The 15,745-nt window shown below is 40.9% G+C and carries 17 protein-coding genes and 1 pseudogene; 12 read left to right on the top strand and 6 right to left on the bottom strand.

Going from position 1 to position 15,745, the window contains the following annotated elements:
* Nucleotides 1–64 precede the first annotated feature (64 nt).
* The 6 genes from ACE1CC_RS34685 (at nt 65) to ACE1CC_RS34660 (ending at nt 7,898) form a co-directional block, all read left to right on the top strand.
* Nucleotides 65–1,075: a metal ABC transporter substrate-binding protein gene (locus ACE1CC_RS34685; RefSeq protein WP_413274988.1), complete on the top strand. Its 1,011-nt coding sequence runs from the start codon at nt 65–67 to the stop codon at nt 1,073–1,075.
* Nucleotides 1,076–1,617: 542 nt separating this feature from the next.
* A complete protein-coding gene (locus tag ACE1CC_RS34680; RefSeq protein WP_413274987.1) occupies nt 1,618–2,937 on the top strand; it encodes a DNA cytosine methyltransferase in 1,320 nt (439 codons plus the stop codon).
* 174 nt (nt 2,938–3,111) lie between these two features.
* Nucleotides 3,112–3,798: a deoxyribose-phosphate aldolase gene (deoC, locus tag ACE1CC_RS34675; protein ID WP_413274986.1), complete on the top strand. Its 687-nt coding sequence runs from the start codon at nt 3,112–3,114 to the stop codon at nt 3,796–3,798.
* A 183-nt stretch (nt 3,799–3,981) separates the two neighbouring features.
* The gene (recO, locus tag ACE1CC_RS34670) at nt 3,982–4,905 is read left to right on the top strand and encodes a DNA repair protein RecO (RefSeq protein ID WP_413274985.1); all 924 of its coding nucleotides are present in this window, start codon (nt 3,982–3,984) and stop codon (nt 4,903–4,905) included.
* Nucleotides 4,906–4,944: 39 nt separating this feature from the next.
* A complete protein-coding gene (locus ACE1CC_RS34665; protein WP_413274984.1) occupies nt 4,945–6,561 on the top strand; it encodes an MFS transporter in 1,617 nt (538 codons plus the stop codon).
* A 182-nt stretch (nt 6,562–6,743) separates the two neighbouring features.
* Nucleotides 6,744–7,898 carry a glycosyltransferase family 4 protein gene (locus ACE1CC_RS34660; RefSeq protein WP_413274983.1) on the top strand — a complete coding sequence of 385 codons (1,155 nt, stop codon included), beginning with the start codon at nt 6,744–6,746 and terminating at the stop codon, nt 7,896–7,898.
* 71 nt (nt 7,899–7,969) lie between these two features.
* Here ACE1CC_RS34660 and hpf read toward each other — a convergent pair whose 3' ends face one another.
* Nucleotides 7,970–8,611, bottom strand: coding sequence for a ribosome hibernation-promoting factor, HPF/YfiA family (gene hpf, locus ACE1CC_RS34655; protein WP_413274982.1), 642 nt, complete (start codon nt 8,609–8,611; stop codon nt 7,970–7,972).
* 513 nt (nt 8,612–9,124) lie between these two features.
* Here hpf and lipB point away from each other — a divergent pair.
* Nucleotides 9,125–9,835 carry a lipoyl(octanoyl) transferase LipB gene (lipB, locus tag ACE1CC_RS34650; RefSeq protein WP_413274981.1) on the top strand — a complete coding sequence of 237 codons (711 nt, stop codon included), beginning with the start codon at nt 9,125–9,127 and terminating at the stop codon, nt 9,833–9,835.
* Nucleotides 9,832–10,557: an endonuclease/exonuclease/phosphatase family protein gene (locus tag ACE1CC_RS34645; protein ID WP_413274980.1), complete on the top strand. Its 726-nt coding sequence runs from the start codon at nt 9,832–9,834 to the stop codon at nt 10,555–10,557. Before lipB ends, ACE1CC_RS34645 begins: the two co-directional genes overlap by 4 nt.
* Here the strand turns inward: ACE1CC_RS34645 and ACE1CC_RS34640 are convergent.
* A pseudogene (locus ACE1CC_RS34640) lies at nt 10,550–11,005 on the bottom strand (aldo/keto reductase); the annotation flags it as partial. The gene ACE1CC_RS34645 and the pseudogene ACE1CC_RS34640 sit on opposite strands and share 8 nt — an antisense overlap.
* A 174-nt stretch (nt 11,006–11,179) precedes the next feature.
* Here ACE1CC_RS34640 and ACE1CC_RS34635 point away from each other — a divergent pair.
* From ACE1CC_RS34635 to ACE1CC_RS34625, 3 genes are all read left to right on the top strand, one after another.
* Nucleotides 11,180–11,476 (top strand): hypothetical protein, encoded by a 297-nt coding sequence (locus ACE1CC_RS34635; RefSeq protein WP_413274979.1) that lies wholly within the window; start codon nt 11,180–11,182, stop codon nt 11,474–11,476.
* Nucleotides 11,477–11,508: 32 nt separating this feature from the next.
* Nucleotides 11,509–12,105 (top strand): DUF1802 family protein, encoded by a 597-nt coding sequence (locus tag ACE1CC_RS34630; RefSeq protein ID WP_413274978.1) that lies wholly within the window; start codon nt 11,509–11,511, stop codon nt 12,103–12,105.
* A gap of 210 nt (nt 12,106–12,315) precedes the next feature.
* Nucleotides 12,316–12,570: a hypothetical protein gene (locus ACE1CC_RS34625; protein ID WP_413274977.1), complete on the top strand. Its 255-nt coding sequence runs from the start codon at nt 12,316–12,318 to the stop codon at nt 12,568–12,570.
* Between the two features lie 79 nt (nt 12,571–12,649).
* On the opposite strand, the gene ACE1CC_RS34620 is transcribed toward ACE1CC_RS34625, so the two are convergent.
* Both ACE1CC_RS34620 and ACE1CC_RS34615 read right to left on the bottom strand, forming a co-directional pair.
* Nucleotides 12,650–13,552 carry a glycine betaine ABC transporter substrate-binding protein gene (locus ACE1CC_RS34620; RefSeq protein ID WP_413274976.1) on the bottom strand — a complete coding sequence of 301 codons (903 nt, stop codon included), beginning with the start codon at nt 13,550–13,552 and terminating at the stop codon, nt 12,650–12,652.
* Nucleotides 13,553–13,858: 306 nt separating this feature from the next.
* Nucleotides 13,859–14,638, bottom strand: a complete 780-nt coding sequence (locus ACE1CC_RS34615; protein ID WP_413274975.1) for an ATP-binding cassette domain-containing protein — start codon at nt 14,636–14,638, stop codon at nt 13,859–13,861.
* Between the two features lie 82 nt (nt 14,639–14,720).
* Between ACE1CC_RS34615 and ACE1CC_RS34610 the strand changes: the two genes are divergently transcribed.
* Nucleotides 14,721–14,921: a hypothetical protein gene (locus tag ACE1CC_RS34610; protein ID WP_413274974.1), complete on the top strand. Its 201-nt coding sequence runs from the start codon at nt 14,721–14,723 to the stop codon at nt 14,919–14,921.
* A gap of 4 nt (nt 14,922–14,925) precedes the next feature.
* Here the strand turns inward: ACE1CC_RS34610 and ACE1CC_RS34605 are convergent, their stop codons facing one another.
* Nucleotides 14,926–15,297: a hypothetical protein gene (locus ACE1CC_RS34605; protein WP_413274973.1), complete on the bottom strand. Its 372-nt coding sequence runs from the start codon at nt 15,295–15,297 to the stop codon at nt 14,926–14,928.
* Complete coding sequence (locus ACE1CC_RS34600) at nt 15,294–15,704, bottom strand: hypothetical protein (RefSeq protein ID WP_413274972.1); 411 nt, start codon at nt 15,702–15,704, stop codon at nt 15,294–15,296. The genes ACE1CC_RS34605 and ACE1CC_RS34600 overlap by 4 nt, the downstream gene beginning before the upstream one ends.
* Nucleotides 15,705–15,745 lie beyond the last annotated feature (41 nt).

The raw sequence follows: 15,745 nt of genomic DNA, 5'->3' as shown, positions 1-15,745 counted from the left end.
GAGCATAGTATAAAAATGAGACAATTATGAAAACATCTATAAAAGGATTGAATAGCAAAGATAAATGGGATTAATTATTCACACCGCTAACAGAACGCAGGTTAAGCTTACCGCCAAAGCATTAGCCCTTTCCTTATCCCTCCTAGCTTTTGGCTTACTTAGTTGTAACCCCCAAGGCGCTAACCGTTCCCAAACGCAGACAAACGGTAAACCCAACGTTGTCGCCACTAGCACCATTCTCGCTGACTTGACAGAGGAAGTAGGAGGAGACGAAATTGAGTTAAAGGGAATTTTGCAACCTGGTGCAGATCCTCACGTTTATGAACCAGTTCCGGCTGACAGTGTAGCATTAGAAAAAGCCAAATTAATAATTTACAACGGCTATAATTTAGAACCGGGATTAATTAAGTTAATGAATGCTTCCGGTATTCAGGCGCGAAAATTAGCAGCGGGGGAAGTAGTCAAACCTTTACAGTTAGACAAAGGTAAAGGGGAAGTAGTCCCAGATCCTCACGTTTGGGGTAATGTAAAAAATGTGATTCTGATGGTAAATGAAATTTGCGATGCTTTGATTGCATTATCACCGGAAGACAAACAAGAATTTACCCAAAATGCCCAAAACTTAACCCAAGAATTGCAACAGTTGGACGCTTGGATTACCCAACAAATTAACACAATTCCCGCAGAAAAACGCAAATTAGTCACCAGTCACGATGCTTTTCAATATTATGGACGTGCGTATGGATTGGACATTTTTGGCACTTTAATTGGGATTAGTACGGAAGAACAACCTAGCGCCCAAACAGTCAAACAACTGGTAGATTCTTTAAAAAAATCAAGAGTACCAGCGATTTTTGCCGAAACGACAATTAATCCAGCTTTAATTAAAACTGTGGCGCAGGAAGCGGGAGTTAAATTAGCACCTAATCAACTTTATTCTGACTCTATCGGTGCAGTTGGTAGCGATGGAGACACTTATATAAAAATGATGGTTGCTAATACGAAGGCGATCGTTCAGGCTTTAGGCGGGAAGTATACACCATTTCAACCAAGTCAGAAAACACAGTCGCAGTAAGCGATCGCGTAGCGTGGCGTTTCTAAACTCAAATCAGCGAGAGAATGACAAAGATCGATCGCTTTTATTCATCTTTCCCGTAACTGCTTGCATATTAAGTGCGCCCCATCACCATTGATTAAAATCTTTCCGACTCGCCGCCACCCCGCCTCTCAAGTGTTAACCTTAATTAAGGGTATTCATGGGGATTTGATACCAAGCTTTTACCTAAATTTAAGTAACAAAATTTCCTAAACAGATTACAAAAACTCACATTACAGGATACCTGTTGTAACTTGTCTAGAAAAATCCAGCCATAGCCGAAAATTTTGCTGTATTATTCTCAATACTGGGTTAAAAGTAGGAAGAATAAGCTGCTTAACAACTTATTCTGAAAGTAAAATTAATTGCATCGCTCGATCCAAATTCAGGGTGCAATGGCAAATTTAGCGATCGCCCAAAATTAACATTCTTTACCCAGTAGCGATGCGCTTTCGTGATTCGGATAAACAGAATCATAGCTAAGATTAAAACACACCATAAAACATTGAGTAGAACAGGGCATGAATAGCAAAGAACGGCCTATTGGTGTAGACTTATTTGCAGGTGCTGGTGGGATGACGCTTGGTTTTGAACAAGCAGGATTTGATGTATTAGCTGCTGTAGAAATAGATCCAATTCATTGCGCCACACACGAGTATAACTTTCCTTTTTGGACTACTTTATGCCGGGATATTAACAATATAACTGGCGCAGAAATTAGGGAAGTTTCGCAAATTGGCGATCGGGAAATTGACGTAGTATTTGGTGGTTCTCCTTGTCAAGGATTTTCTTTAATTGGTAAACGAGACTTAGGAGATCCGCGCAATGCTTTGTTAAAACAGTTCGTCAGATTAGTATTAGAACTAAAACCTAAATATTTCGTACTAGAAAATGTTCGAGGATTGACTATAGGGAAACACCAAGAATTGTTGGGAGAAATTATTCAAGAATTTCAAGGGAATGGCTATCAAGTAACAGAGAAATATCAAGTTATGAATGCGGCTCATTATGGAGTACCACAAGCGCGATCGCGAGTATTTTTGTTAGGTTGTCGCCAAGGTTTACCCTTACCGAAATATCCCGAACCAATCACCGCAACCAACTCCAAAAGAGCCGGAAAAACCAAACAAACTACTACTTCGACCTTACCTTTAGTTTCCACAGTTTGGGAAGCGATCGGAGACTTACCAGAAGTGCTAAATCACCCAGAATTACTAACTCAAGATTGGGTAATTACCAAATATGGTATTCCCAGCGAATACGCCGCTAAACTTCGCAGCTTGGTAGTAGAAGAAGATAACTACAGTTACCCAAGAGAATTCGATTCTACAATGATTACTGCCAGTTTGCGTACCAAACATTCAGAAGAAGCAATGCAAAGATTTGAAAAAACCAGTCACGGCAAAATTGAACAAGTTAGCCGTTTTTACAAGCTGCATCCCGAAGGAATTTGTAACACATTAAGAGCCGGAACAGCGAGTAATCAAGGAGCATTTACATCCCCCCGACCAATTCACCCATTTAGTCCGAGATGTATTACAGTTAGAGAAGCAGCGAGACTGCATTCTTACCCTGACTGGTTCCGATTTCATGCAACAAAATGGCATGGTTTTAGACAAGTAGGAAATTCCGTACCGCCTTTGTTGGCGAAAGCGATCGCATCCCAAATCAGAAAAGCTTTAGGAAATAATCCAACTAAACCCACAGAAAAAAAACCATTAGGAGATGAAAAATCACTAGAATTAACCATGACACAAGCAGCGGAAAAATACCAAGTAGACCCCCGAATTGTAGAACCCAGAAAACGAGATTCCCAAAAACTGCAAACCGCCTCAGCCTAAGCTCATTCTAAGTTCGTTGTCAGCACTTTAGTGCTAATAGCGCTAAAGCGCTGACAACAAACTTTAGTTTTAAATTTATTCAAAACTCAAAACTTTTTTACCCCCTGCCTTTCCTTAAATTGCCGTCATTTTGTGATAAAAGTAAACCGAAGGATAGTCAGGGGAAAAACAGAGATGGCGAGAGTTGAGCCAGAAATTGACATTGCGCCATTTATCGATCATGCACTGCTAAATCCCACCGCCACAAAAGAGCAAGTACAACAGTGGTGTGAAGAAGCAGAAAGATATCACTTTGCCGCAGTTTGCGTATATCCGACTCATGTGCGCCAAGCAGCGGAACTGCTTCAGAACAAAGCGCCCAAAGTTTGTACAGTCATAGGTTTTCCGTCGGGTGCTACCACATCCGCAGTCAAACTCTATGAAGCGCAGGAAGCAGTAGAAAATGGCGCTACCGAATTAGACGTGGTAATTAATCTCGGATGGCTAAAAAGTGGTAAAACAGAGGCAGTACACCGAGAAATTGCCGAAATTTGTGAAGAAACAGGTCAAGCAGTTAAGGTGATTTTAGAAACCGCCCTATTGACAGATGCCGAAAAACGACTATCGGCAGAGGTATGTATGGATGCGGGGGCAGCATACTTGAAAACAAGTACAGGGTGGTACGCTGGTGCCACTGTTGCCGATGTGAGACTGCTCAAAGAAATCACTAAAGGTAATGCAGGCATTAAAGCATCAGGGGGCATTCGTACTTTAGAGCAAGCAGTTGACCTAATTATGGCAGGAGCAACTCGCTTGGGAACTTCTCGCGGTGTCAATTTGCTCCGGCAACGCGATAACCTGGAAGAAGAGGAAAAAGAATAGGGAGATGGGGGGATGGGGAGATGGGGAGATGGGGAGATGGAGGAGTAGGGAAAGTAAGAGGAGTGTTGAAAGTATTTTCTTCCAACACTTTCAACACTCCCGCCACTCCTCACCTCCCCACCTCCTCAGTCCCCAGTCCCCAGTACCCAGTCCCCAGTCCCTAGTCCCTAATCCCTAGATTTAATGAGTAGAACGTATAAAGCAACTGGTATAAATCTTAAAAGTATGCCTTTGGGTGAGACAGACCGCTTGTTGACAATTTTGACAAGGGAGTTTGGTTTAATTCAGGCAGTAGCACCCGGGGCGCGGAAGCATCACTCAAAGTTAGGTGGGAGGAGTGAGTTGTTTGTGGTGAATGAATTATTGATTGCATCGGGACGATCGCTAGATAAAATAACCCAAGCAGAAACTGTAAAAACCTATCCTAAGCTAGGTGATAATTTGCTGAAACTCTCAGCTAGTCAATACCTGGCAGAACTAGTACTCTGTCACGCCTTGAGCGAACAACCCCAGGAAGAACTGTTTTGTTTATTGACAGAACACCTGAGACGGATTGAGCAAATCCCCAAAATGACCGTCAATCGGTCTTTAATTGTCTTAGCCTATCTTGCTCATGCCGTATTTCATACTTTAGCTCTTGCCGGAATCGCTCCCCAAGTCCGTCTTTGCTGCCTAACTGGGCAACCTTTGACACCAGACTGGCAAACTTCGGAATGGCGAGTCGGTTTTAGTAACGCTGCAGGAGGTATAGTCAATTTACTAGCGTTAGCGAGGGTTAGGGCCGAAGGCAGAGAAAATTTAAAATTCAAAATTCAAAATTCAAAATTCAAAGATTCCCAAGTTCCTACAGCTTTTATTCAAGAAAAGGAGATACCGAAAATAGATGCTCAACTCTCAGCTAGCGATTTGTCTTTATTTCAGCAATTAGCAAATCCTCAACTACCGCCAGTTGCCGAAAATGTAGCTGACGGTTTTTTTGGACAACTGAACTGGCTATGTATAGAAAAGGTGTTACGCCAGTATAGCCAATATCATTTTGGACGGCTGATTCGATCGGCTGTTTTAATGGATACATATTTAAACTCCCTGTCCACTTCCTCTTGGTAAATCATGGAATGGTTTGATTCTGATAGAGAAACATTAATAATGCCAACTTACCCTACTTCGTCGCCAGCTAAACCACAATCGGGCAAGCTGGAACAGCAAAATGGAAATGGGAAATCTCAGAATGGGAAAGAAGAGACTCAGATGCAAACAAAGGGAGACTTAAAGGACTTCTTAGCGTCCGAAACTCTAATTCCCTCCTCTGGTAAGTCCTTAAACTCTAGTCAGCAAATTGTGGCTTTGGGAAATAATGGTTTAATTCCGTCAGTTTCTCCGGGTAATGCTGTGGCGGTGACTGAGGCTCAAGTTGCGCCAAAAACTACGGAAATCGAGGAAGAGGAAGAATCAGCTGTTGGTTTTATTCCAGTTCTGAAAAATCGTAATTTTCTGGCACTTTGGAGCGGTCAAGTTTTTTCGCAACTGGCGGATAAGGTTTATTTGGTGCTGATGATTGCGCTGATAGATACTCAATTTCAAGTAGGGAGTCAGACAATCAGTGCTTGGGTATCAGCGATTATGATGGCTTTTACGATTCCGGCTGTGTTGTTTAGTTCTTTGGCGGGTGTGTTTGTCGATCGCTGGTCGAAGCGTACAGTATTAGTATCCACCAATCTGTTTCGCGGTGTCTTGGTACTGGCTTTACCCGCTTTGCTCTGGTTCTCGGACGATTGGATCTCTGTAGCTAGTTTACCAGCAGGTTTTTGTATCTTATTAGTGGTGACTTTCCTGGTTTCTACCTTAACCCAGTTTTTCGCTCCCGCAGAACAAGCTGCCATTCCGATGATTGTCGAACGTCGTCATTTACTATCAGCTAACTCGCTGTACACAACAACAATGATGGCGCTGGTAGTGATTGGTTTTGCAGTGGGGGAACCACTGTTAGCACTGGCTGATACTATATGGTTAAACTTGGGTGGCGAGGGAAATATTGGTAAGGAGTTGTTGGTTGGTGGGTCTTATTGCGTAGCAGGTTTACTGCTAATCTTGCTGAAAACCCAGGAAAAAGTCAACCCTAAAGACCACGAAGCACCCCACGTTCTCGCAGATTTACAGGAAGGATGGCGATATCTCAGCCATGAAAAGCGAGTCAAGAGCGCCCTTTTACAATTAATTATCTTATTTTCTGTATTTGCCGCCCTATCAGTTTTAGCAGTGCGTCTTGCCGAATTAATTCCTGGCTTAAAACCTTCGCAGTTCGGCTTTTTAATGTCGGCTGGCGGAGTAGGGATTGGATTAGGTTCTGCACTGTTGGGGCACTTTGGTCAAAGATTATCCCACACAGTTTTGAGTTTATTCGGTTCGGTGGGAGTCGCAGCGGCTTTAACTGGTTTAGCTTTACTTCCCCATGATTTGTGGCTGGTGTTATTACTAGTGATGATTATGGGAACTTTTGGCGCTTTGGTAGCTGTACCAATGCAAACCACGATTCAGAAGGAAACTCCCCCGGAAATGCGTGGTAAAGTGTTTGGATTGCAGAACAACGCCATTAATATTGCCATGAGTTTACCTTTGGCTTTAGCTGGTGTGGCAGAAACTTTTTTTGGTTTAAAAGCTGTTTTTCTGACTTTGGCTGCCGCTGCGATCGCAGGAGGTCTATTTACCTGGTATAGTTGCAACACTAGCTCTCACACAAACACACAATTTAACAAAGAGTGCTAACAACGTCATTGGGTAATAGGTAATGGGTAATAGGTAATGGGTTTTTCCAACTACCAACTACCAACTACCAACTACCAAAGTTCACAAGTCAGAATTTATAGGTCATCCCTAACAAACTCTTGACTTTTGAGTTAACAAATGTCGTACTTAGCTAGTGGCAATTAGCAGTTGGCAAAACCTGAATGAGTCAGCTTCACATCGCTTGGTTGGGAAAAAAAACACCCTTTTGCGGCAACGTCACCTACAGTCGGGAAATTACTAATGCTTTAATGAGTAAGCATAAGATTAGTTTCCTGCACTTTGCAGAAGAAGAATCCGACTCAGACAAATGGCCGCAATATCGAGAAGTTTCCCTGCCCTTTTTATACAAGTCCCAGGTTTACACTATCCCCACATTACAATCAAGAAAAATTTTGATTGAATCGCTGCGGGAGTTACGACCAGACATAGTACACGCATCTCTTACCCTGTCTCCTTTAGATTTTGTACTTCCAGAAATCTGTCAGGAGCTAAATCTACCCTTAGTGGCAACTTTCCATACTCCTTATGCTCGTAAAGGAGCCAAACTTAAATCGGGAACTCAATATTTGGCTTATCAACTATATTCACCTTTTTTAGCAAACTACGATCGCGTAATTGTATTTTCTGAGATCCAACGGGAATTACTCGCTCGTATGGGAGTTTCCCCTTCACAGGTAGCTGTAATCCCCAACGGCGTAGACGAGAACAAATACTCACCCGGAACTTCTCACCTGAAATCTCAGTTTAATGCTAGACGTATTTTTGTTTATCAAGGCCGAATAGCCCCAGAAAAAAATGTGGAAGCTTTACTTCGAGCTTGGCAAAAAGCCAACATGGGGTCAGATTGCAAATTACTGATTGTGGGCGATGGGCCTTTAAGGACATCTTTAGAACCGTTTTATGATTCTGAATCTGGCATTATTTGGTTGGGATTTGTCGCAGATGAACAGCGCCGAATCGACATTCTGCGGGGCTCAGATGTATTCATTCTCCCTTCCTTAGCAGAAGGTCTTTCCCTATCTCTTTTGGAAGCGATGTCTTGTGGTGTAGCTTGTATCGCTACAGATGTCGGCGCAGATGGCGAAGTTTTAGAAGGGGGCGCTGGCATAGTTGTTAACCCTCAGCGAGTCAAAACAGAGTTACAAACTTTGTTACCTCTATTACGTGACCACAAGGATTTCACTTCTAGTTTAGGTCGAAATGCCAGAGCCAGAATCGTGGAAAGATACACTTTGGGCCGCAACATCCTGCAATTGGAAGAACTTTATCAACAAGTGTTAGTCAAGCCCATTTTTCCCATGAAACGTCGCGCTTGAGGAGATAGGGAGATGGGGGGATGGGGAGAATTAAATTTTCTCCTTGTCCCCTTGTCCCAAGAGTCCCTCAATTACTTGGCTTGTGTCTTTTCGGGAACGGGGGTGCTTTGGGCAGTTTTGCCGTTTTTATGTCCAGTATGACCGTTATTGCGGCGGGGTTGGATTACGCCGTAGCCACCGTGATTGCGTTCGTAGATAACGTTGATTTCGCCTGTTTCTGCATTGCAGAACATATAGAAGTCGTGATCTACTAGTTGCAACTGTTCCAATGCTTCGCTAATGGTCATTGGCGGCATGGCAAAATATTTGGTACGCACTACTTCGCTTGGTAGTTCGGGAGTGCGATCGCCTATTAAATCCGGTGTAACAGGCTGTTGTTCGACAACTTCAACTGTTTTAGTTTGGGTTTTCTTATCTAGGCGTTTCTCTTTGTATTTCCGCAGTTTACGGGCAATTTTATCAGCGACTAAATCAATGCTTGCATATAGGGTTTCACTACCTTCTTCTGCACGAATTACTGTACCGTTGGCATAAACTGTAACTTCAGCAATCTGCCTGTCATTAATTCGAGGATTGCGGGCAACTGAAAGATGTACGTCAATCTCATTTGTTACATTTAGATAATGACTGGTTGCTTTTTCCAATTTTTGATGTACATACTCACGAATTGCATCTGTGATTTCAATGTTTTTGCCGTGAATAACGAGCTTCATATCACATTCTCCCGCTTAATTCTTTATGCTGTACAGGCTTACCTTTCGCCTGCATCTATCTTTGGGTAGAAGGAAAGTTGGTCAGAGAGTCCTACTTTCCCAAGGGAAATTTTTTATCTGTTTTTAGGTGCGAAAATGCTGATATCTGTTATCTAGAGATCAGCTGGATATATTGCCGAATTTTTTCGGGGTTACTCGCCTAAAAATCTGTTTCTGGTATTTGAAGCGCCTAAAATCTCTGCTACATGGCGCTGTTCTACCCCGCCCACCTTGAGGCTCAAAGTTTGGCTTACCAATTTATCAATTTAGCTGAGCTCTTGTAAATGGGCATTTTTACTTTAATTAGGCTTCCTCCTATTTCAAAAATCCTTATATATAAAACAGTAGCATTTTGTATTCTGGAGTACATAGTAATTTGCCCTAAGTTTAAAATCTTTTGCATCTGTTGACATTTCTTGATTTATTTGTCAGATTTTTTTGGGATTTTTGTTCAATTTACTCTTGATTTTGGTGATGACTTTGAGTAATAATGAAAGACTGCTTTTGAGTAGTGACGCAAAACCTCGTCTTTGTTGGGTTTTTAATCAGGGATTAGTGGATTATCAGGTTGCCTGGGAGTGGCAGCGATCGCTAGTTGCAGAACGTCGAGAACAACCAAATTTAGAAGATTTGTTAATTTTGTTGGAGCATTACCCAGTTTACACATTGGGGACAGGCGCAAAAAGAGAGTTTCTTAAATTTGATCTTGACAATAGTGATTATCAGGTGTACCGCATTGAGCGTGGCGGTGAGGTAACATATCATTGTCCAGGTCAGCTGGTTGGTTATCCAATTTTGAATTTGCGATATTACCGCCAAGATTTACATTGGTATTTACGCCAACTGGAGGAGGTGTTAATTCGGGTGTTGGCAAGTTATGATTTGCCGGGGGAAAGACTTCCGGGTTATACAGGAGTTTGGCTGTCAGGATGCAAAGTGGCGGCGATCGGTGTTAAAGTAAGTCGCTGGATCACAATGCACGGTTTTGCTTTAAATGTTTGTCCTGATTTGACTGGTTTTACCAGGATTATACCTTGTGGAATTGCGGATAAACCTGTGGGCAGTTTAGCCCAATTTATTCCTGATATTAGTGTAGAGGAGGTGCGGCAAAAAGTGGCGATCGCTTTTGCTGAAGTCTTTGGAGTTAAGCTAGTTGAAGCAGAAATTAATACTGATTTCTTATGATTGGCAAATACAAATTTAATGATTTGATTTCCGGTAGCTTTATTCTGGTAACTATTCTGATTACCTTCCTTACTCTTACTGGATATTTGGGCAAGTTTAACTATATTTTAGATTTGACTGCTGATTTTAAGGCGCAGTATTTGGTCATTGGATTTTGGACATTTTTCTTTTTTTTGTTGACGCAAAACAAGCTTTGGTTGGTGATTAGCCTTAGCTGTATTTTACTGAACTTAATGGAAATTGTCCCTTGGTATTTGCCTGAAAGTGCGAGCGCAACAGAAACCACAACCGGACAATTACGAGTTTTTCAATCTAATGTCTTATATAACAATAAAAAATCCTCCAAAGTCATCTCGCTAGTGAGGGAGGAAAAACCGGATATTGCCGTTTTTATAGAAGTTAGTAAAGTTTGGGCAAAGGAATTAGCAGCTTTAAAAGATTTACTTCCTTATTCTGTACTTTCTCAAGATTCTGATAATTTTGGCACTGCACTTTTTAGTAAGTTTCCTTTAGAAAAGGTGTCATTTGAGGAATTCCAAGGCCCAAGAAAAACTATAATTGCCACAATTAAATATCAGGGTAAAGAGGTAATAGTTATGGGAACTCATCCAAATTATCCTCTAGAAAAGGTAGGTTTTATTCAGAGAAATTCACAGTTAGAAACAATGGCTGATTACTTGGCAAAAGTTAATAATTCAGTTAGATTAATGGGTGATAATTAGAAACACCAATTGAGCGAATTTTTCCTTGTTGTTTCAAGTCATTCATTGCCCGCATTGTTTCTTCAATTGGAACAATTTCGCTGTGAAAAGAACCAGAAGGCCAATGAATTTGGTAAAGGTCGATATAATCGGTTTTGAGGTTTTGCAAAGATCGATCGCACGCCTCTATTACTTGATTATACTTGAGATGATTGGAGAAAACTTTGGTGGCATAAACTACTTGATCTCGCACATCTGATAAAGCTTGTGCTACTATTTGTTCCGAATGTCCGTTCCCGTAGACTTCCGCAGTATCAATTGTAGTAATTCCGGCTTCAAAGGCCGATCGAATTGCTTTAATTGTTTCTGCATCTTCAATTCCCACCCACATAGCTTTACCAGCTTGCCAAGTTCCCATGAGAATAGGTGTAATTTCAATGTCAGATGACCCTAACTTTCTTTTTTCCATGATTATCTCCAATTTTGTCTAATTATGTCTAATTTTACTGTTTAATGCTCTTGCCGTCTCGACAGTGAAATGCTATACCTTGACAAGGTATGAAAATATCTGTCAAGAGACAGGATATATGGTTCTCGGTTTGTGAACAACGAAGGATGATACTTTTAGATTTTGGCAATACAGATGAATTATAAAAACAATTCCCCGGAAGACAAGATAGAACGGCGACTCAGAGAAATTGAAACAGAGATCGAGATCCAGCCGCAAAGTGTATCTGTAACTGCCGAGACGCAGGGAAAAAAACCAGTTGGTAGGTTAGCAAAAATGGGGCGAGTGGGTAAAGCGATCGCCTTTTCTGCGGTAGCATTAACAGGAATTTGGGTGCTAACTACTGTGGTATCTTTTGTTTCCATGATGCTGGGTTTTGTAATTGTGGGAGGTGTAATTTATGCGGCGTGGAAAATTATTTATAGTCGCTAGAATAGCCTTAGTTGCTATGGGAAAAAATCTCAATGGAATTAACAATAATTAATCATGCCTTGAAAGAATGGGCGGTTGCTGTTGATGCTTTAGAAGCGGGAGAAACTATTTTATTGCTTCGTAAAGGTGGAATTCGGGAAGAGGGGAATCATTTTAAAGTTGCCCATAATGAAGTATTGCTTTACCCGACTTTTGAACATCAAAACCCTGATTTATTAAAGCCGGAATATGCGGATCAAGTAACACCAGTACCATCAGGTTGGCATCCAGAAACTATTCGGATTGGCGCTTGGGCAAAAGTTACTGATATTTTCATGGTAAGCTTTGAACCTAGTATTAAAGCGCTGTTGCCGTTTCATGTTTGGAATGAGCAATTTGTGAGCGATCGCTTAAAATGGAAACCACGTCAGCCAATTTACATTTTACTTTTACGCACTTACAAACTGGGCCAACCCCAAGAAATACCTTACTGTGCAGAATACAGTGGTTGTAAATCTTGGATTGATCTTAAAGAAGGTATTTCTGTTGCAAACGCTACACCAGTACTAACTGATGCTGAATACAATAAGCGTACAAGTGTAATTCGCAACTCGATCGCCAATCCTTCGGCCTCTAACATACTGAATTAATCGGAGACTTAATTATTACTTTAGGCGGATATTGGCAGAAGAGTAAACTTACCCATTACGGGTGATGTTGTACAAAGGAAAAATATGCCACGATAGTTGACAAATTACACAAGATAAGGTAGGTTAGCTGGAACCAGAAGCTAAGGAGCGCATCCTCACACAGCCTGCTTACAGCTTCACCTCCCACAATTGAAAGTAAAGGAGATTATTATGGCTGGACAGATGTGCTGGTTGCCTGGAATTGGTACAGGCGGCAATAAAGTTTTACATTTGCGGACAGCATCTCATGAAAACTGGCGACCCTATACAGCTTTTCCGCAGTTTTCTGTTCCTGACTATCGAGAACCTGGGGGTTCCAAAGGTTGGGCGACATATCAGAAATTATTTAGATCGGGTTGGATTTTAGTACCTACCGCCCAAGCAAAGCAAGTTATGTTTGTCGATCCCGATGCAGAGGTTGCCTAAACCTGAATACTTCTTTCAAGATTTCAGAATTTAGGCAGAAGGCAAAAGTAATTAAGAGGAGGTTTTTTCTTTTGCCTTGTTACTTTTTAATTAACCCTTTAGATTGGAGAAACTGTTGCACAACTTGTTGGACATCGCGTTCTTTCGCTTCTACTTGAAAGTTTAAACGCTGCATTTCTTGTGCAGAAATTTTTCCACTTAGCTGTTCAAGTACTTCTCTTAATTCGGGATGTTTTTCCAAAGTTTGCTGTCGGACTATGGGTACAGCTTGGTAGGGGGGAAAGAAAAGGCGATCGTCCTTTAAAACAGCTAAGTCGAAGCGCCCAATTTGCCCATCTGTGGAATTACCAGCAACTAAATCTACTTGTTTGTCTTTTAAAGCGGGATATATTAATTTCAAATCCATAGCTTTTGGTGGTTCGGCAAAACGTAGATTATAGGTTTCAGCTAATCCGGGAAATCCATCTTTACGTTCGAGAAATTCGTCAGCGAAACCCGCCCGCCACAGTGGTGTTTTTGGCGCAACTTGGGAAATAGTTTGCACTTGCAATTTTCTGGCATCTTCACCACGAATGACAATGGCGAATGTGTTATTAAATCCCAAAGGAGGCATCACTTCTAAACTAAATTTCTGCTCATATTTTTGTTTAGTTAGCTGGTAAACTTCTTGGGGATTGTTAATCGGTTCATTTTTTAAAATGGCGGTGAAAGCTGTACCAGTATATTCTACATAAGCGTCAATTTCGCCATTAGTTAAAGCGTTGTGAGCAACGAAAGTATCGCCCAGATTTAGTTTCCTGGCAACTTTTAAATTAGTATTAGCTTCGATATGTTGAGCAAGAAGTTCTCCTAAAACTAATTGTTCGGTAGAATTTTTTGAGCCAATGGCTATTAAGTTATCTGGTTTGAAGCTACAGCTAGCAATTAACATTGCTAAACTAAAGCCGAGCACGCAAAGTAGTATGAAGTTCCGCTTTTTCATATCGATTTTCGAGATTTGACCCTAGATGATAAACGATGTTAGGACTAAAGCTGCGTGTCATATTTGAACCCTTGTTGTAGGGTGAGTCAGATCTTATATTTGATCGATAACATCAGGGTTTGGGTTTCTGACGCACCCTACAAATTATGCCAGTTGCGTAAGTCCTGGATGTGCGATCGCTCCCCATGTTAAATTTATCACCAACTCCATATAAGTTTGTTTTGGATTGACGATAATAAATTATGAGCTTATCATAAGTGTTGACATCAATGAACATTTCTCCTCAATCAGTTTAATCAATCGTGATTAAATACTATCAGAGCTTCCATATTGAGATTGATTGAAAAAAGGTAAACATTGTAAAAATTGTTTGACTTCTTTTTGTTCAGATTTGAGAAACTCCGAAGCAGTATCAATTAATAACATTTTTCCTGATTCCATCAAGCCAATTCTCGAAGCTAATAAAAAAGCTTCTTGAATGTCGTGAGTGACAAAAACCACAGTTTTACCTAACTGTTTTTGTAGTTGAAGAAACTCTTTTTGAATTTCAATTCTAGTAATGGGATCGAGTGCGCCGAAGGGTTCATCCATTAATAATAATGGGGGGTCAGCTGCGAGAGCACGGGCGACACCAACTCGCTGACGTTGACCACCGGATAACTCGTTAGGGTATCTGTCGGCAAATTGTTTGGGGTCGAGTCCGACTAGTTGTAAAAGTTGATTGACTCGTTGGGAAAGGCGATCGCGTTTCCACCCCTCCAAACTAGGAACTAATCCCACATTTTGAGCAATTGTAAAATGCGGAAATAAACCAGTTTCTTGAATCACATAACCAATACTTCGCCGCAATTTAATCGGGTTCCATTCATTAGTAGAAATTCCTTCTACCCGTACTTCCCCACTACTAGGAGTCAGCAACCGATTAATTAATTTCATAGTGGTAGTTTTCCCACAACCACTACGTCCCAGTAATATCAAAATTTCGCCCCTTTGGACTGTGAAATTAAGGTTAGATACTAAAGGGCGATCGTTAAGTAAATAAGCGACATTATGAAATTCAACAGCTATTTCGTTATCCTGTACCATGAGAGATGCTCAATTTAAGGACTAATTTTAGTATATTTGAAATGTACCGCAGGAGGAACTGTAATGAAAACTATTACTACTATTGCTACCAGCAGATGGCAAAGTTACCCTACAATTACCAGCAGATATTACCCCCGGAGAACATCAAGTAGTATTGGTGATTGACGAAAATATCAAGACAGAGAAGCCAGAAACCAAGAAAGAACGATCGCCTTTAAATTTTCCAGTAGACAATTATGGCCCTTGGCCTGCTAATCTTTCTTTAAGACGTGAGGATATGTGAAAATTTAAGGTCGCCACTCAAGTTGAGATTGTTTTGCTAATAAATCTGCAAGTCTCCTAGCTGTCGCCGGATTTTCTTCCATGTTTGGCAAACCTATAATATTTGCATGAGATATTGAATCAGGTACAACATTTAAACCTAATTCTCGAATTCGACCTACTTGAAGGCTAGCGACACCGTAACAATTTCTGAATCTAGCTGCACATTGCCCAGGAGTACAAGCACTAGCAATATTTACAGAAAGACTCTGTTCATTTTGCCTCAATAAATAAGCCTGAAATTTAATCTCGCCTGTTTCCCAATCTACCCATTGTTTACGAAGTAATGCCCGATAAACAATAGCATTATCTGGTAATGGTTCAAACTCCTCTGTCATGCTTCGTTAAACCAGTTTAACCAATAGATTAATCTTGATGATGAAACCTCATAATCTACAGCATAATCGTTATCTCTTTGATGATAAATATGAGCTTTTTTATCAGAATTTGCGGTACAGAATAAGTGAATAGCACAATCTTTATCTCGGTTAGACCATTCGAGAGTAATTCCGCCGAATTCATCTGTATAAACCCAAGCTTTAGGAAAGTTATTACCCATGATTTCATAAGTTTCTAAAACTAAATTCATTACTGTCTTAAAAGCGTAGTCTGTTGGCTGCAAAACTCCATAATCATCTTCTGCTTCTAAATCCAAAAGTTCCAAAATCCTTTTTACAGTAATAGTAAAGTTAGAAAAATTACTGTGACTACTGTTATCAGAAAGCGTATCCTTGGATAAAGCCATAGAAAAATGGGAACTATTACAAATAACAGGGTAACACAGAC

This window comes from Floridaenema aerugineum BLCC-F46, from assembly GCF_041929345.1.
GTDB lineage: Bacteria > Cyanobacteriota > Cyanobacteriia > Cyanobacteriales > Aerosakkonemataceae > Floridanema > Floridanema aerugineum.
Note: the sequence above shows the minus strand (reverse complement) of the source record. Positions and strands in the feature narration are given on the sequence as shown.